Below are 17,711 nucleotides of genomic sequence, written 5' to 3'. Positions count from 1 at the left end.
GCGAGCTATTTAAGGAGACTGATGACGAAGCATTGGATAAAAATACATATGAAATTCGATTCTGCGAATTAATCAGTACTTCCCTAGTATGTAACAATATCTGTCCCACTGACGCCATGTACCGAGATCCTTCGCTTCGCTCAGGATGACAAGTGGGCGGCGGGGGCGCCTGGGGTATTCGGGCTCTTTCGAAATGACAGGGGCGCGAGGTGTCTGTCCGGCCAACGGACAGGGGCATCATTTCATCAAAGCCTTTTTCATGCGGAGAGAAGATTATAAAGGAGGATGTAATGGATACAAAACTTGAAAAATATATTTCCCATCTCCAAGGAGTGGTGCAGATTCCCACAGTTTCTTCGGTAAATGATGAACACACTGACTGGTCCCAGTTTGACCGCCTTCACCAGTACATGCAGGAAGCCTGGCCTTTGATTTTTGAAAAACTCTCTCTCACCCGAATCGGAAAGGCCAGTCTTCTTTTTCATTGGAAATCGGACCATCCGAAGAAGGATCCTGTGCTGTTCATGGCCCATCAGGACGTGGTGCCTGCTATTCATGAGGAGCAGTGGAGCCACCCACCCTTTGGGGGAGAAGTGGAGGAAGGCTGTCTCTGGGGAAGGGGCGCCGAAGATTGTAAGTCCGTGCTCACTGCGGAAATGGATGGGGTGGAGGAACTCTTGGAAGAGGGCTTTTCGCCGGATTTCGACATTTACCTTTCCTTTGGCCACAATGAGGAGGTACAGTGCTCACCGGACAAAAAGGGCTCCGTTTTGACTGCTGCCTACCTGAAGGAGCAGGGGGTCCATCTGGCCTGCCTTTTTGATGAAGGGGGCAATGTGGAGGAAGGGAAAGAGGGAGAGCCGCCGCTGGCCCTGGTGGGCATGGCAGAAAAGGCGCCCAATGAATTTGTACTCTACAAGGACGGCGCCGGCGGTCATGCCAGCAAGCCCGGCCGGGGCACCGTGCTGGGTGATGTGGCAAGGGCCATGGCGGCTGTGGAAGCCCACCCCATGCCCTATAGGCTTACGCCACTGGTGAAAGCCCATTTGAAAGCTGTGGCGCCGCTGCAGGAAGAGCCGGGAAAATCTATCGTAAGCCATCCGAAGAGGAACTGGAAGAAACTGGTGAAGCTGGCAGAAAGTGACAGAATCCTGGATGCCCTTCTCCATACCACCTTCGCCGTTACCATGGCAGAAGGCAGCAGCCAGGCCAATGTGCTTCCTTCCCATGCGGAAGCCACCATGAGTGTCCGCATCCTCCAGGGGGATACGGTGGATTCTGTAACCAGATATCTGGAATCCATCATGCCCGACGGCGTGAAGGTGAAGGCATCTTACGCCGAAAATCCTCATCCGGAAGGAGATGTGAAAGGGGACATGTTCAAGCTCCTTTCTGAAACTATTCATGAAGTCTATGGCAAAGATACGGTGATTGCGCCGAACCTCATGCTGGGTGCCACAGACTCCAGAAATTATGCGGATGTCTGCGACCATATTTACCGATTCACAGGAAGGGTGAGGACTGCCCGCTGGGGCGAAGCTCATCAGGTGGATGAAAAGATGCCGGTTGACAAGCTGGACAGGCCGGTGAAATTTATAAAAACCTTCCTTACGAATTACGGAAAACAATAAGATCCGGAAGATTTCCTGCACAAAAGGCAGCAAAAGGGGCTGTGAAAAAATGATTGAACATTTTTTCACAGCCCCTGCTTTTTTATAGGCTCAGTTTATCAGGCGTTTTCTTCCCCGTTTCCTTTTCATAATCGTCAAGGTTGATTTTGCTTTCAGAGCCCAGGGACAGGGCCTTATTGTAGTACCATTCCTTGAAATCCAGCTCCTGCATATAGAAGAGGAGCTGGTCGATCTGGTCCTGTACAAACTGCCGCTGCTCCCGGATGAGGGCCTGCCTTTCTTTGAGGCTGGTATCACCCTGGAGCGTGAGCTTTGCATATTCGCGGATACGTTTGATGGGCATGCCCGTATTCTTCAGGCAGGTGAGCAGGTGAAACCAGCGGATATCCGTATCGGTGAAAAGGCGGATGCCGTTTTTCCTTTCCACCCGGGGGAGAAGCCCTTCCTTGTCATAATAGCGGATGGTGGAGGGGCTGATTCCTGTAAGCTTGGAAACCTGTGAAATTGTGTAAGCCATCTATTTCTCCTTTCTCCGGAAAAGCACTGTGCGCTCAGAATTAAATCTTTATTCTGCCTCCATTATAATTCTTAAAGCTCACTTTATGTCAAGAAAATGGAAGAAAAGAGGAAACGAAGGGGATTTTATTTCCTCTTTTGTGGTAAAATAGTCCAATATGACAGGAGGAAACCATGTATCAGAAACCGAAAATCGGATCGATAGAGTTAGACGGCTGGGCTGTGCTGGCCCCCATGGCAGGGGTGAGCGACCTGGCCTACCGGGTCATTGCCCGCCGCATGGGAGCTGCCATGACCACGGCGGAAATGGTGAGCGCCAAAGGGCTCTATTATAAAAATGAAAAAACAAGGGACATGCTGAAGATCGACCCCGGTGAGCATCCGGTGGCTCTTCAGCTCTTCGGCAGTGAACCGGACATTATGGCGCTGGGGGCAAAGGAAATGGAAAAGGCGGGCGCTGACATCATCGATATCAACATGGGCTGCCCCATGCAGAAGGTGGTCAAAAACGGCGACGGCTCCGCCCTTATGAAGAATGTCCCCCTGGCAGCGGCAGTGGTGAAAGCCATGGCAGAAGCGGTCCACGTCCCGGTGACCGTGAAAATGCGGCTTGGCTGGTCTCGGGAAACGGAAAACTGCGTGGAGCTGGCAAAGGCGGTGGAAGAAGCAGGCGCCGCCGCCATCACTGTCCATGGCCGCACCAGGGAAGATTTCTACACCGGCTGTGCGGACTGGGAAAAAATCGGCGAAGTGGTGGAGGCTGTCCACATTCCGGTCTTTGGAAACGGCGACGTGGTGGACGGACCGACGGCCGCAAGGCTGATGAAAGAAACGGGATGCGCCGGCGTGGCCATCGGCCGTGCCGCCTGGGGCAATCCCTGGGTCTTTGAAAGGGTAAATACCTATCTGGAAACGGGAACTATCCTTCCGCCGCCTACCAATGAAATGCGCATCGCCATGGCCCGAGAGCACCTCCATGGTCTGGTGGAAGAAAAGGGGGAACGGGTGGCGGTCAAAGAAATGCGTGCCCACGCCAGCCGCTACTTCCACGGCCTCCCCGAAGCCGCCTCCCTCAGAAGAGAAATCATGAAGGCACTGACTGAAGAAGAATTCAACCGCCTGCTGGATGCCTATGTGGAAGAAAGAAGTAAGTGGAAACCCGATAAAAGCTGGATGGCAGCATTTTGACTGCCCGGGAGGAGAAGACAGAAGGTAGAAGATGGAAGGTAGAAGGTAGTTTCCTATAGGTAAGAAACGCCATTGTGACAAGCCGGCCAGGAAACCCTTCGCCAACAGTTTCCTATAGCGATGAAACACAGTGGCGCCATGTCGGCCTGGAAACCTTTCGCGACCAGTTTCTTGTCGGAAAGAAACACAATGGTGTCATGTCGAATAGGAAACTCTTCGCCAACAGTTTCCTGCATGCAAGAAGCGCCATTGTATCAAGTCGAGTAGGAAACCTACTCATCCATAAATATAAGAGTAAAAATAGAAAAACATGAGATGAAACCAATAAAGAGCTGAACTTTCCGTTATAATTAAGAAAAGCCTGCAGCAATGGGGTTTTGCGGTATTAAAATTTATTGACAAGGGAAAATGGAAATATTAGAATAATTAAGGAACGTAAGCAATAAGATGTTGGGTAGTGCAGGCTTGTGCATAGAAAGCGCAGGCTTTTTTATCTCAAACGGGAGAGGAGCGGCCATGTCTGCTGAAAGGATTTTTATTTCCGAAGGCGCAGGAAAGGAAGAGTATATCTTCTGTTCGACTGCCTCTCTTTTTGCTGGTACGTTGTATCTGTTTGGCATGAATACTCCTTTTGCGGGAATTGTCTGACCATGGGTCACTTTTCTGCAAGGGGAGATTTTTTTTGGGAGAAGGGTCCCAGAAAAGGGAGGAAATGAACAATGCATGTTGGAATTGTGATGGGCAGTGATTCCGATTTACCGGTCATGAAGAAGGCTTTTGCCATTCTTGATGATTTTGGCGTGACCTATGACGTAACCATTGCTTCTGCTCACAGAACGCCGAAGAAGCTGGCTGATTTTGTGGCAGCAGAGGAAAAGAAGGGGGTAGGCGCATTCATCGCCGGCGCCGGCATGGCAGCGGCACTGCCGGGCGTGGTGGCCAGCTTGACGCTGAAACCGGTGATCGGGGTGCCTCTTTCCGGTGCCAAACTGGACGGCATGGATGCCCTGTTTTCTATCGTGCAGATGCCTTCCGGAATTCCGGTGGCCACGGTAGCCATTGACGGCACAAAGAATGCTGCTTTCCTGGCTGTGGAAATCGGTGCGGTTTCCGATAAGGCTCTCTATGAAAAGTACAAGGCCTATCGCGAAAAAGCAGCAGAGGAAATCTACGCCAAAGATGAAAAGCTGCAGGCTTCCCTGGGAAAGTAAAAACTTTATTTGAATTTTCATTTCATAATGACTTTGGCAATGAATCTTATATTTTTAAAGGAGAAAAACAATGAAAGAATACAAACCATTCAAATCCGGTAAAGTCCGCGAACTCTACGATCTGGGCGACAGCCTTGTCATGGTATGCACCGACCGTATTTCCGCTTTTGATAATATCCTGAAGTGCCCCATTCCTGAAAAAGGTGTGGTACTGAACCGTATGTCCAAGTTCTGGTTCGATTTCACAAAGGATATCGTTCCGAACCACATGATTTCCATCGATACCAAGGATATGCCGGAATTCTTCCAGACAAAGGAATTCGAAGGCCGCTCCATGAAGACCATGAAGCTCAACATGATTCCGGTGGAATGCATTGTCCGCGGCTACATCACCGGATCCGGCTGGGAAGGCTACCAGAAGGACGGCAAGGTCTGCGGCATCAAGCTGCCGGAAGGTCTGAAGGAATGCCAGAAGCTGCCGCATCCGATTTTCACTCCTTCCACCAAGGCACCGGTAGGAGAACATGACCAGAATATTTCCATGGAAGAAGGGGAAGCCTGGGTTAATAAGTTCTTCCCTGGAAAAGGCAGGGAATATATGGAAAAGCTGTCCGAACTGACCCTTGCTCTTTACAACAAGTGCGCTGACTATGCCCTGGAAAGAGGCATTATCATTGCGGACACGAAGTTTGAATTCGGACTGGATGAAAATGGAAATATTGTACTGGGCGATGAAATGCTGACTCCCGATAACTCCCGCTTCTGGCCGGCAAAGGGCTACGAAGCAGGCCACGGCCAGCCTTCCTATGACAAGCAGTTTGTCCGTGACTACCTGAAGGCTCATCCAGGAGATACGGTGCCCCAGGATATCATCGACAAGACCATCGGCATTTACAAGGAAGCCTATGAACTTCTTACCGGTGAAAAATTCTAAAAGAAATGACGGACGGCACTATGCCTCAATGGGGTGGCACGGTTCTGTCCCATGCGGAAAAGCCCCAGAAGACCGATGGGTCTGAATTATAAGAAAGTCAGGAGAATTCCGTAATGTATAAAAGTATGGATGTATATGATGACAAGCCGCATGAAGAGTGCGGAGTGTTTGGTATTTTTGACCGGGATCTGTCTGCGGTACATGAAACCTACTACGGTATCTTTGCCCTGCAGCACCGGGGCCAGGAAAGTGCGGGCATTACCGTTTCTGATGGAAAAACCATGGAAACCTTCCGCGGCATGGGCCTGGTGACGGAGGTATTCCACAATCTGCCGGAAAAGGAAGGCCACATCGGCATCGGCCATGTGCGCTATTCCACCACAGGTTCCTCTATTCCGGTAAACGTGCAGCCCCTGCAGGCTGACAGCATTGACGGCCCCATGGCACTGGCTCACAACGGGAACCTGGTGAACACGAAGAATCTGCGACGCCGCCTCCTTCTGGAAGGCTCCACTTTCTCCACCACCATGGATACGGAAGTCATTATTAAGCTGCTGGCCAGAAGCCGCCGGGCTACGGAAGAGGAAAAATTCAAGGAGCTCATGGATGAAATCCACGGTGCCTATGCCATCGTGGCCTGCACCAATGACGCCATCTACGGCTGCCGGGATCCCTTCGGCTACCGCCCCCTGGTGCTGGGAAAGACGGAGCACGGATGGGTGCTGGCTTCGGAAACGCCGGCACTGGATGCCATTGATGCGGAATTTGTAAGAGATGTACTGCCCGGCGAAATCGTCACCATCGATGACAAGGGCGTCCGTTCCACCATGTACTGCCCTGTGGACAGCCACCGCCACGGCATCTGCTCCTTTGAATACATTTATTTCGCCCGCCCCGATTCCATCATGAACGGCCAGGACATTTACCAGGCCCGCTTGAACATGGGCAGGAAGCTCTGGGAAGAAACCCACTATGAAGGCGATGTGGTGATGAGCGTGCCGGACTCCGGCAACGTGGCAGCCCTGGGTTATTCCGCTGCTTCCGGCATTCCCTTCGTGGAAGGGCTTTTGAAGAATAAATACATGGGCCGCACCTTTATCCAGCCGGGACAGAAGAAGAGAGAAAGGGCGGTGCGCATGAAGCTGAACCCCATCCGCATGAACGTGGAAGGTAAGCGCATCATCCTGGTGGACGATTCCATTGTCCGCGGCACTACCAGCGGCATTATTATCAACCTTCTGAAAAATGCAGGAGCCAAGGAAATCAAGCTGTGCATCAGCTCGCCGCCTGTACGGTATCCCTGCTTCTTCGGCATCGATACGGCCGAAAGAAAGCAGCTGATTGCCGCCAAGTATTCCACCGAAGAAATTTGCAAAATGATCGGCGCCGATTCTCTTCATTACCTGTCCCAGAAGGGACTGGCGGAATCGATTTCCGAAATTAAGGCATCGGACATGTGCTTTGCCTGCTTCGACGGCGTGTATCCGGAAAAGGTACCCCACGACGGCTTGGGCAGCATGGAAGATGAAGAATAGGGAGGAACCATGAGCGAAAAGAAAAAAGGCTTAACCTATGCGGAAGCCGGTGTAGATATTGACGCCGGTGAAAGAGAAGTGGAACTGATTAAGAAATCAGTACAGGCTACCTATACCCGTGGCGTCATGGGCGATATCGGCGGTTTCGGCGGCCTTTTCCGTCTGAAGGACGAATTATCGGAGGATCCCATCCTCGTTTCCGGTACCGACGGCGTAGGCACGAAGCTGCGCCTGGCCATCGAAATGGGTATTCATGATACCATCGGCCAGGACTGCGTGGCCATGAGCGTAAACGATGTGCTGGTACAGGGTGCAAGGCCCCTCTTCTTCCTGGACTACATTGCCACCGGCAAGCTGGAACCGGAGCTGATGGCGGAAATCGTGAAGGGCGTGGCCAATGCGTGCATTGAGTCCGGCTGCGCCCTCCTGGGCGGCGAAACGGCGGAAATGGCCGGCTTCTATGCCAAAGGGGACTACGATGTGGCCGGCTTTGCCGTAGGCATTGTGGACAGAAAAGACCTCATCACCGGTGAAGATATTGCAGTGGGCGACGTCATTCTGGGCCTTCCGTCCACCGGCGTTCACTCCAACGGCTATTCCCTGGTGCGCCGTATTATTAAAGACAACGGCCTTTCCCTGGATAAGGTGTATGGAGATATGGACAAGCCCCTGGGCGAAGTCCTCCTCACTCCTACCCGCCTCTATCCGAGACCTGTGATTCCAGTGCTGAAGGGCACCAAGGTGAACGGTATGGTCCATATCACCGGCGGCGGTTTCTATGACAACATTCCAAGAGTGCTGCCAAAGGGGACCAGGGCTGTGCTGGATGCGGAAAAGTGGCCGCTCCTTCCGATTTTCCCATTCCTCATGAAAGAAGGGGGCGTGGAACCCCGGGAAATGTACCGCACCTATAACTGCGGCCTGGGTATGCTCCTCATCATGGACAGAGAAAATGCGGAAAAAGCAAAGGAAATCCTGAAATCCATCAATGAACCGGTTTACGAAGTCGGTGAAATCACCGAAGGAAACCAGGATGTAGTTGTGACAGGTGGTCTTTTCAATGAGTAAGAAGAGAATTCTGATTTTCGCATCGGGCAGAGGTTCCAATGCAGAAGCCATCCATGAAGCCACCGTAGACGGCAGAGTGAATGGCACCGTGGTGGGAGTCATCTGTGATCATGCCGATGCCCAGGTGCTGAAAAGGGCAGAGCGCTGGCAGGTCCCTTCCACGGTACTGGAACTGAAATCCTTTGAAAATAAGGCGGCCTTCAATGATGCCATTCTGGAAGCAGCCAAGTCCTATCATCCGGACCTCATCTGCCTGGCAGGATACATGAGAATCTGCGGTGAAAACCTGATTCACGCATTCCCGAACCGGATTATTAATATCCATCCTGCCCTGCTTCCCAGTTTCCGCGGACTTCATGCCCAGCGGCAGGCTGTGGAAGCGGGCGTGAAGGTGGCAGGATGCACCGTTCATTTCGTAGGCACCGGACTGGACGACGGCCCCATCATTACCCAGGTGGCCGTACCGGTGTATGATGACGATACAGAGGACACCCTGGCAGACCGCATCCTCCAGCAGGAACATCCGGCCTACGTGAGGGCAGTCACCGCCTTCTGTGCAGACAAACTCCACATTGACGGTCATCATGTGAGCGGTATGCACAGCAATCCTGAAAAATAAGCTCCATTTGATCCGTTTCATATCAATCCAATTTAATTTCAAAGGGGGAGTCAAACATGGCAGTTAAAAGAGCCCTGATCAGTGTATCTGACAAGACCGGGGTAGTAGAATTTGCAAAGGGACTTCATGAACTGGGTGTGGAAATCATTTCCACCGGCGGCACCATGAAGGCCATTGCAGCAGCAGGCATTCCGGTAAAATCTGTTTCCGAAGTCACCGGATTTCCGGAAATGATGGATGGCCGTGTGAAAACACTGCATCCCATGATTCACGGCGGCATCCTGGCTATCCGTGACAATCCGGACCATGTGAAGGCCATGAAGGAACACGGCATCAAAGGCATCGACCTGGTGGCTGTCAACCTTTATCCCTTCCGTGAAACCATTGCCAAACCGAATGTGACCAGAGCAGAAGCCATCGAAAATATCGATATCGGCGGCCCCTCCATGGTTCGTGCGGCAGCAAAGAACTACAAATACGTTACCATCGTAGTGGATCCTTCCCAGTACGGTGAAATCCTGGAAAGAATCAAGAATGATACGCTGGATGAAGATTTCCGCCTGAAACTTTCCAGAAAAGCATTCCTCCATACCGGCCTCTACGACTGCGCCATTGCAGACTACCTCACCAAAGAAGTGGACGGTGACAAGGATGGCCTGCCTGATGTTTACTGCAAAGCCTTCGTCAAACTTCAGGACCTCCGCTACGGTGAAAATCCGCACCAGAAAGCTGCGTTCTACAAGGATCCCGAAGCCAAAGGCGGCATTGCAGCAGCTAAACAGCTGCATGGCAAAGAACTGTCCTACAACAACATTGTGGACATGGAAGCTGCCTGGGACCTGGTCTGCGAATGGGGCAAAGAACAGCCGGCCTGCGTCATTATCAAACACACCAACCCCTGCGGTGCAGCCCTTGGCAAAGATGCTCTGGATGCTTTCCAGCGGGCCTTCAATGCAGACAGCAAATCCGCCTTCGGCGGTATTGTGGCCATGAACCAGGTCTGCGACAAAGCAGCGGCAGAAGCCATGAAACCGATTTTCTTTGAAGTGGTGATGGCTCCGAAATTCAGTGAGGAAGCCCTGGATATCCTGGAAACCAAGAAAAATATCCGCCTCATCGAAGTACCGGCAGCCTTCAAAGAAGAACTGCAGCTCCATAAAGTATCCGGCGGCCTTCTGGTACAGACACCCGATAACAGCGCTGAAACAAGAAAAGACTGCAAAGTGGTCACCAAGAGAGCTCCTACGGAAGAAGAATGGCAGGCCATGGAATTTGCATGGAAGATTGTAAAACACGTGAAATCCAATGCCATCGTCCTCACCGGCAAAGATGTAACCTACGGCGTAGGCGCCGGTCAGATGAACCGCGTAGGCTCCGCCGACATTGCCATTGCAGAAGCCGGCGAAAAGGCAAAGGGCTCCGTCATGAGCTCCGACGCCTTCTTCCCCTTCGGCGATACCATCGAAGCAGCAGGCAAAGCAGGCGTTACCGCAGTTATCCAGCCCGGCGGCTCCATCAGGGATCAGGAATCCATTGACATGGCCAACAAGTACGGCATTGCCATGGTATTCACCGGACATCGTCATTTCCGTCACAGTTAAGAGAGGTTTTTTCCATGAAGGTATTAGTCATTGGCAGCGGCGGCAGGGAACATGCCCTGCTGTGGCGGCTGGCACAGAGCCCTTCCGTCACGGAAGTCTATGCCATTCCCGGGAATGACGGCATGAGCGACGTGGCTCACCTCATTCCGGTGAAGGGACATGAGGACATCCTGGATTTTGCTAAATTGATGGAAGTGGATCTCACCGTAGCCGGACCGGAAACAGTTCTCACCGAAGGTTTGGCAGATGAATTCGAAGCACAGGGACTTCCCTTCTTCGGCCCCTCCAAAGCGGCAGCCCGCATTGAAGGATCCAAAGGATTTGCCAAGGACCTGATGAAAAAATACGGCATTCCCACAGCAGCCTATGAAGTCTTTACTGACGAAGACAAAGCAGTGGAATACCTGAAAAACAACAAGAAATATCCCATTGTCATCAAAGCCGACGGCCTGGCAGCAGGCAAAGGCGTCATCATTGCCCAGAATGAAGAAGAGGCAGTGAGTACAGTGAAAGACATGCTGGAAGGCCACAGCTTCGGCGGCGCCGGACGGTCCGTGGTTATCGAAGAATTCATGGAAGGAGAAGAGGCATCGGTCCTCTGTTTCTGCGATGGCACCCACGTGGTGCCCATGGTTTCCTCCCAGGACCATAAAAGAATCTTCGACAACGACGAAGGCCCCAACACCGGCGGCATGGGCACCTATGCACCGGCTCCCGTAATGACCGACGAAATGATGGACGAAGTGAAAGTCAAAATTCTCCGTCCCATTGTGGCAGCCATGAAAAAAGAAGGATACCCCTTCAAAGGCTGCCTCTACGCTGGCCTCATGATTACCGACGAAGGTCCGAAGGTAGTGGAATTCAACTGCCGCTTCGGCGATCCCGAAACGGAAGCGGTGCTGCCCCTCTTTGACGGCGACCTGGCCCAGGTCATGCTGGAATGCGTCCACGGAAACCTGAAAAAGGAAGACGTGAAATGGAAAAAAGGCTGTGCCGTAGACGTAGTCATGGCCTCTGAAGGCTATCCCGCTTCCCACTCCTCCGGCGAAGTCATCTCCGGACTGGGCGATGCGAAAAAAGCAGGCTGCATCGTATTCCATGCAGGCACCGTAAAGAAAAACGGTGAATACGTAGTCAACGGCGGCCGCGTCCTCAACGTGGTGGCTTTGGCCCCCACACTGGAAGAAGCGAAAGCCAAAGCCTATAAAGGCGTTTCCAAAATCCACTGGCAGGGCGTGCAGTACCGCCATGACATTGCGGACAAAGGAATCAGACATCTGAAAAATAAGGAATAACAAAAAGCGGAGCCATGGGGCTCCGCTTTTTTGTGGTCCGCCTGAACGTCGTCATACCTCCCCATAGTGCCATGCCGCACAGGAAACCATACGCAAAAAGTTTCCTGTCGGTATGTATAGCAATGGCGTCATGTCGACCAGGAAACCCTTCGCAGATAGTTTCCTGCCGGCAAGAAACACAATGGTGCCATGACGACCAGGAAACCCTTCGCAAATAGTTTCCTGTCGCAATGAAACACAGTGTTGCTATGCCGAATAGGAAACCATTCGCAAATAGTTTCCTGCCGATAAGAAACACAGTAGTGCCATGTCGAGTAGGAAACTATCCGCAAACAGTTTCCTGTCGCATTGAAACACAATGGTGCCATGACGAACAGGAAACCTTCCGCGAATAGTTTCCTGCCGGCAAGAAACACAGTAGTGCCATGTCGAGTAGGAAACTATCCGCAAACAGTTTCCTGTCGCATTGAAACACAATGGCGTCAAGTCGAATAGGAAACCCTTCGCAAAAAGTTTCCTGTCGCAATGAAACACAGTGTTGCTATGCCGAATAGGAAACCTTTCGCGAACAGTTTCCTGTCGGCAAGAAACACGGTGGTGCCAAGTCGACCAGGAAACCTTTCGCAAACAGTTTCCTGCCGGTAAGAAACACAATGGTGCAACGTCGACCAGGAAACCCTTCGCAGAAAGTTTCCTGCCGGTAAGAAACACAGTGTTGCCATGCCGAGTAGGAAATCAATTGCTCAATTCGAATATATTATGCCTACTTTGCATAGCATTTTACTCTAACCATGAGTCTGGGTTATAATACTAAATATTATAAAATTTCAATGTGATTCATACATTTCCGGAAAGGAGTTTCATTATGGCAATCAGAATCGGCATTATGGGGTACGGCAATATTGGCAAAGGCGTGGAAACCGCCCTGGCAGACAATGGGGATATGGAACTGGCAGTGGTTTTTACCAGAAGAAATCCGGCGGACGTGAAAATCAATACCCCCGGTGTACCGGTGGTTTCTGTGGAGGATGCGGAAAAATGGAAGGATAAGGTGGATGTGCTGGTGCTGGCCGGCGGCTCTGCCACAGACCTTCCGGAACAGACACCGGCCTATGCGTCTATGTTCAATGTGATTGATACCTTTGATACCCACGCCCACATTCCCCAGCACTTTGAAAAGGTGGATGAAGCAGCTAAATCCCATGGCAAAGCGGCCATAATTTCCGTTGGCTGGGATCCCGGTCTCTTCTCCCTGGCCCGCCTCTTCGGCCATGTCATCCTGCCGGACGGAAAAGACTACACCTTTTGGGGCAGAGGTGTTTCCCAGGGCCACTCCGATGCCATCCGCCGCGTGCCCGGTGTGAAGGACGGCAAGCAGTACACCTGCCCCGTAGAGAGCGCTCTGGAATCCGTAAGAAACGGAGAGAATCCGGACCTTACCACCAGGGAAATGCATACCAGGGAATGCTATGTGGTGGCAGAAGAAGGGGCGGACAAAGGGGCCATTGAAAATGCCATCAAAACTATGCCCAACTACTTTGCCGATTATGACACCACCGTCCATTTCATTTCCGAAGAAGAACTGAAAGAAAAACACGGAGGCCTGGCCCATGGGGGCTTTGTATTCCGCAGCGGCAGGACCGGCGCCCATAAGGAACATGCCCATGTCATGGAGTATCGGCTGAAGCTGGATTCCAATCCCGAATTCACCACCCACGTGGTCCTTGCCTACGCAAGAGCCCTTTACCGCTTTGTCCAGGAAGGAAAGAAAGGCTGCTTCACCGTATTCGACGTGCCGCCGGCCTACCTTTCCCCGCTCTCCGGCAAAGAACTCCGGGCCCAGGTACTTTGATGAAATGGGAGCTGCGGCTTTTCTCAAATTTTGACATTTCCTTTCATTTACTATATAATGGGTTCGACCATCCGGGGATGTACCGGTTTCGACAGAAGATTCTGGGTCATAAACAGCGAGTCGGGATTCCATCTACCCCGTTAAACGGTGGAAAAACTTAAACGCAAAACGTGATTTTGCTTTAGCAGCCTAATCTGCTAATGTCCCCTGACGTTTTCCTATGACTTCAGGCTGACATCAACCAATAGGATACCGGCGAAGGAGGTTCGGGACTTCAAAGGGAAACTCATTCCGAAATCGGCAAAGGCAGTTTGTTCCTGTACGATACTTTGCTTAAATCTCAAACAGTAACTGCACTCGGAGAAGTTTATGGGACAGGCTTTTTGGACAGGGGTTCGACTCCCCTCATCTCCACCAGAATTAAAAGGGATCACCATGTGGTCCCTTTTTGTATGCAGAAAGTATATATTGACAAATTTAAATATATAGAATATAATGAATACATAGAAATCAAGACAGCAATTTTACAAACAATAAGGAGTGTATGCATATGATGGCACCGATTACAGGTACTGCAAATATTGATAAAGTTCTCACTGAAGGTGACGTGATTCTGGGATTTTCCGCTCCCTGGTGCGGCTACTGCAGAAGGCTTCGCCCCATGGTGGAAAAGCTTTCCGGAGAAATTGAAACTCCCATTTATGGTATCAATGTGGATGAAGATGAGGAAATCGCTAAGCGGTATGAAGTGGAAACCATTCCTACCCTCATTTATTTCCATGACGGCAAACCGGTGAACCGGATTATCGGTTATGGCAATGTGGATTATAATGATTTGAAGTCCTTTGTGGAAAAAGCTTCTGAATAATACAGAAATCATGGGAAGGAGTCCATCAGGGCTCCTTTTTTGTGCCCTTTTGCGGATTTCAGGGGGCATGAGGACCTGGGACGTGGTACAATGAAAGAAAAGACGAAGGGAAGTGGAAATGTGGGCACCGAGGCCTTGAATCTATCGAAAAAGGAGCTGCTCAATCTGGGAGAGCAGTATCTGAAAATCAGGAACTATGATAATGCCATGAAATATTTGTCCCGGGCCGTGCTGCAGGGAAGCAGCAGGGCGGGGACGAAGCTCTTTGAGCTGGCAAAGGCTTTCTATAAGAAGCAGGATTTCGGGCCTGCATTTCGCGCATTCCAGCTGCTGGCGGACAAGGGGCATGGGGAGAGCTCCCTGTACTTGGGAAAAATGTATGAACGGGGGCTTGGGGTGAAGGCCAGTCTGCAGAAATCCTTTGACTGTTATGCTGTTGCTTATCAGCAGGGGATACCCATGGGTGCCTATCTGGCAGGGAAGCTTATGACCACCGACGCTCTCCGCTCCGAAGAGGTGCGGGATATTGCCATAAGCTGGTTCCGGGAAGCCATTGCCGGCGGCGTGTATGAATCCTATGCGGCCATTGGGAAACTGTATATGGAAGATGGGTGGAGGGCCCAGCCGGGAGACCCGCCTAAGAGCAACAAAACGGCCCTGTCCTGGTTTCTGAGAGGCGCAGTCCGGGGCGATAATCTGTCCCGGGAAATGGCGGGAGACTTTTTCATCACCGGCACCGGAACTGCTCAGGACATAAGGCGGGGCATGGAGCTCTATACCCAGGCCTTCCATGACGGCAGCGTGTCTGTGTGCTTCAAGCTGGGGGACTTGTATTCCAATGGACGATATGTCCATAAAAATCTGGATTTGTCCATTGCCTGGTACCTGAAGGCCTATGAAAGGGGCGATGTCCGGGGGAAATACTATGCAGGTCATATTTCCTTCCTGGCAGGAAAGGTGTATCCCGCGCTCCCTGAAGGAACGGAGGAAAAGAAGAAGGCGCTGCAGTATCTGGAACAGGCGGCGTCTTTAGGCTACGGCGATGCTTTTGAAATACTGGCGGATATTTCCAGGTCCCAGAGAAAGTACAAAGAGTTTGAAGACCGGCTGAAACAGGGGATGAACGCCGGCAGCGACATGTGCCGTGAAAAGCTGATACGGTACTGCTGCAGCCATGCCATGAAGGTGATGAAAGGCATGCATCATTTCCCCTGGTCCGCAGAAGGAACAAGAGTGGACTTGGAATTCCAGGATATGGAAAAGCTGAAGGAAACAGCAGCATGGTATAAGAAGGCAGCGGCAGCAGGAGACGCGGATTCCTGGGCCATGCTGGCAAGATTTTATTTCTTCTATGGCGATATTCTCGGTATCAAAGAAAAAGATTTTACCAAAGCCGCCCGGCAGGGGAAGCCATCCCGTATTATTAATACGGAAAAGCTTTTATGGAGGTACTATGCAGAGCCCCAGACGGTGCAGGGCGGAGTGTTTCATAAAGAAAATCCTAAAAAGGCCTTCCAGCTGGCCCATCAGCTGGCAAGAAACGGATATATTGAATTTTTTAAAGTCCTTTCTTCCTATTATAGCCGGGGATACGGGACAAAGGAGAACAGCCGCATGGCTGATTATTGGGCGGGGAAAGCCCGCAGTGAATGGGGGAAATAGTCATGGAATTGTCAAAGTACCTGGATCAGGTGAGAAAATTAAATCCGCTGGTCCATCATATTACCAACTACGTCACGGTGAATGACTGCGCCAATGCATGCCTTGCCATTGGTGCATCGCCGGTCATGTCCGATTCCATTGATGAAGTGGGGGATATGGCGGCCATATCCTCTGCCCTGGTGCTGAATATCGGCACATTAAATGTGAGCAAGGTGGAATCCATGATAGAAGCAGGCCGCAGTGCCAATGCAAAGGGTATCCCCGTGGTCTTTGACCCGGTGGGCGCAGGGGCCACTCCCTTCCGGAACCGTATGGCCGCGGAAATCATGAGCCATGTGTCCATGTCCGTTATTCGGGGGAACATGTCGGAAATCCTTTCCCTCGGCGGAGAGGACATCCACACCAAGGGCGTGGATTCCGGTGCTGTGGTGGAAATGAAGGACGCAGAGGCTCTGGCATCCCATTTGGCTGAAAAATGGAAGGCCGTGGTGGTCATCAGCGGCGCCTCCGATATTGTGACCGATGGAAAACGAAAGGCCCTTATCCATAACGGCTGCCCCGAGATGTCCCTCATTACAGGCTCCGGCTGCATGTGCACCACACTGATTGGTGCTTTCTGCGGAGCTAATAAGAATGATCCCTTTGGAAGCGCTGCAGCGGCCATGGCAGCCATGGGGCTGGCTGGGGAAAATGCCTGGAAGAAATGGGGCAGCCAGGGGCTGGGCCATTTCCATATGGGAATCCTGGATGAACTGGGACAGATGACAGGGGACAGTCTGGATAAAGGAGCCCGTTATGAAGAAGATTGATTACCGCCTTTACCTGGTGACAGACAGGAAACAGCCGAAGCCCGGTACCTTTGAAAGAGTGGTGGAGGATGCTCTGAAAGGCGGCGCCACCCTGGTGCAGCTTCGGGAAAAAGAAGGGGACACCGGACTTCTCTATGAAAGGGCGGTGAAACTGAAAAAAATCACAGATACCTTCCACGTGCCCCTCATCATTGATGACCGCATCGACATTATGCTGGCAGTGGGGGCCGACGGCGTTCACGTAGGACAGTCCGATATGCCCGCTGCCATAGTCAGGAAACTCATAGGCCCCCATAAAATCCTGGGTGTTTCTGCAGGCACCCTGGAAGAAGCGGTGCAGGCGGAAAAGGACGGCGCCGATTACCTGGGGGTCGGGGCCATGTTCCCTACGGCCACCAAGAAGGATGCGGACATTACCACGCCGGAAACCCTGAGAAAAATCATGGACACCGTCCATATACCGGTTGTCACCATTGGCGGCATGAATGAAAGTACCATCCCCCTCTTCAAAGGATACGGACTTTCGGGATTTGCAGTGGTATCCGCCATTATGGCCAGCAGAGAACCGGAAAAGGCGGCGGGGAAACTGAAGGGAATCATTGATGGCGTATTGGGATAGTGAGCTAGGGAAGTTTGAGAGGAATGCCAGTAGTTCCTAAGATTGACAAGCTCTGCGGGCTTGGGGGGGTGATATCGCTGCCTTTCCCGTGGAGAAATCCGGTGCAGCCGGATAGGGGGTGACCACCGAAGGTGGCAGATTTGCCGAAATGCAGGTGATTGAGTATGAAATCAAGGGTAAGCATAGAGCAAACTTCCCCCTCCGGGGGAAGTCCCCGTAGGGGAATAGGGGGTGCGCCCGGCATGGGTGTAATCTAATGGGTGAAAGTCCCAAGTGCGGTATGACCATAACAAGCACACAGCC

The 17,711-nt window shown here is 51.8% G+C and carries 16 protein-coding genes and 1 other RNA gene; 16 read left to right on the top strand and 1 reads right to left on the bottom strand.

Annotation, left to right across the window (positions count from 1 at the left end; translation table 11 throughout):
* Positions 1-290: 290 nt before the first annotated feature.
* Entirely contained in the window at positions 291-1,631 is a 1,341-nt protein-coding gene (locus tag QZQ29_RS05200) for a M20/M25/M40 family metallo-hydrolase (protein WP_296960633.1), read from the top strand.
* An 82-nt stretch (positions 1,632-1,713) separates the two neighbouring features.
* Here the strand turns inward: QZQ29_RS05200 and QZQ29_RS05195 are convergent, their stop codons facing one another.
* On the bottom strand, positions 1,714-2,148 hold the full coding sequence (locus QZQ29_RS05195; protein ID WP_296960630.1) for a MerR family transcriptional regulator: 435 nt from the start codon (positions 2,146-2,148) through the stop codon (positions 1,714-1,716).
* A gap of 173 nt (positions 2,149-2,321) precedes the next feature.
* On the opposite strand from QZQ29_RS05195, the gene dusB reads away from it, so the two are divergent.
* The 15 genes from dusB to thiE all read left to right on the top strand — a co-directional run bounded on the left by dusB (position 2,322) and on the right by thiE (position 17,408).
* Positions 2,322-3,335 carry a tRNA dihydrouridine synthase DusB gene (gene dusB, locus QZQ29_RS05190; RefSeq protein ID WP_296960627.1) on the top strand — a complete coding sequence of 338 codons (1,014 nt, stop codon included), beginning with the start codon at positions 2,322-2,324 and terminating at the stop codon, positions 3,333-3,335.
* A gap of 516 nt (positions 3,336-3,851) precedes the next feature.
* On the top strand, positions 3,852-3,983 hold the full coding sequence (locus QZQ29_RS05185) for a hypothetical protein (RefSeq protein WP_296960625.1): 132 nt from the start codon (positions 3,852-3,854) through the stop codon (positions 3,981-3,983).
* Between the two features lie 71 nt (positions 3,984-4,054).
* Positions 4,055-4,546, top strand: coding sequence for a 5-(carboxyamino)imidazole ribonucleotide mutase (gene purE / locus QZQ29_RS05180; RefSeq protein ID WP_296960622.1), 492 nt, complete (start codon positions 4,055-4,057; stop codon positions 4,544-4,546).
* Positions 4,547-4,616: 70 nt separating this feature from the next.
* Positions 4,617-5,480, top strand: a complete 864-nt coding sequence (locus QZQ29_RS05175; RefSeq protein ID WP_296960618.1) for a phosphoribosylaminoimidazolesuccinocarboxamide synthase — start codon at positions 4,617-4,619, stop codon at positions 5,478-5,480.
* A gap of 113 nt (positions 5,481-5,593) precedes the next feature.
* Positions 5,594-7,015, top strand: coding sequence for an amidophosphoribosyltransferase (gene purF, locus QZQ29_RS05170; RefSeq protein WP_008860223.1), 1,422 nt, complete (start codon positions 5,594-5,596; stop codon positions 7,013-7,015).
* A gap of 9 nt (positions 7,016-7,024) precedes the next feature.
* The gene (purM, locus tag QZQ29_RS05165; protein ID WP_296960615.1) at positions 7,025-8,083 is read left to right on the top strand and encodes a phosphoribosylformylglycinamidine cyclo-ligase; all 1,059 of its coding nucleotides are present in this window, start codon (positions 7,025-7,027) and stop codon (positions 8,081-8,083) included.
* Positions 8,076-8,702 carry a phosphoribosylglycinamide formyltransferase gene (gene purN / locus QZQ29_RS05160; RefSeq protein ID WP_296960611.1) on the top strand — a complete coding sequence of 209 codons (627 nt, stop codon included), beginning with the start codon at positions 8,076-8,078 and terminating at the stop codon, positions 8,700-8,702. Before purM ends, purN begins: the two co-directional genes overlap by 8 nt.
* 56 nt (positions 8,703-8,758) lie before the next feature.
* Complete coding sequence (gene purH / locus QZQ29_RS05155; protein WP_296960610.1) at positions 8,759-10,303, top strand: bifunctional phosphoribosylaminoimidazolecarboxamide formyltransferase/IMP cyclohydrolase; 1,545 nt, start codon at positions 8,759-8,761, stop codon at positions 10,301-10,303.
* A gap of 14 nt (positions 10,304-10,317) precedes the next feature.
* The gene (gene purD, locus QZQ29_RS05150) at positions 10,318-11,598 is read left to right on the top strand and encodes a phosphoribosylamine--glycine ligase (RefSeq protein WP_296960609.1); all 1,281 of its coding nucleotides are present in this window, start codon (positions 10,318-10,320) and stop codon (positions 11,596-11,598) included.
* 865 nt (positions 11,599-12,463) lie between these two features.
* Positions 12,464-13,450: a diaminopimelate dehydrogenase gene (locus tag QZQ29_RS05145; protein WP_296960606.1), complete on the top strand. Its 987-nt coding sequence runs from the start codon at positions 12,464-12,466 to the stop codon at positions 13,448-13,450.
* 73 nt (positions 13,451-13,523) lie between these two features.
* Positions 13,524-13,867: a transfer-messenger RNA gene (gene ssrA, locus QZQ29_RS05140) on the top strand.
* A 133-nt stretch (positions 13,868-14,000) separates the two neighbouring features.
* Positions 14,001-14,318, top strand: a complete 318-nt coding sequence (locus QZQ29_RS05135; protein ID WP_296960603.1) for a thioredoxin family protein — start codon at positions 14,001-14,003, stop codon at positions 14,316-14,318.
* A 90-nt stretch (positions 14,319-14,408) separates the two neighbouring features.
* Complete coding sequence (locus QZQ29_RS05130) at positions 14,409-15,980, top strand: tetratricopeptide repeat protein (protein WP_296960599.1); 1,572 nt, start codon at positions 14,409-14,411, stop codon at positions 15,978-15,980.
* 2 nt (positions 15,981-15,982) lie between these two features.
* Positions 15,983-16,789, top strand: a complete 807-nt coding sequence (gene thiM / locus QZQ29_RS05125; RefSeq protein ID WP_296960596.1) for a hydroxyethylthiazole kinase — start codon at positions 15,983-15,985, stop codon at positions 16,787-16,789.
* Complete coding sequence (thiE, locus tag QZQ29_RS05120; protein WP_296960593.1) at positions 16,776-17,408, top strand: thiamine phosphate synthase; 633 nt, start codon at positions 16,776-16,778, stop codon at positions 17,406-17,408. Before thiM ends, thiE begins: the two co-directional genes overlap by 14 nt.
* The last annotated feature ends 303 nt before the right edge of the window (positions 17,409-17,711 follow it).

The sequence above is a fragment of the uncultured Dialister sp. genome (assembly GCF_900538805.1).
Classification (GTDB): domain Bacteria; phylum Bacillota; class Negativicutes; order Veillonellales; family Dialisteraceae; genus Dialister.
Note: the sequence above shows the minus strand (reverse complement) of the source record. Positions and strands in the feature narration are given on the sequence as shown.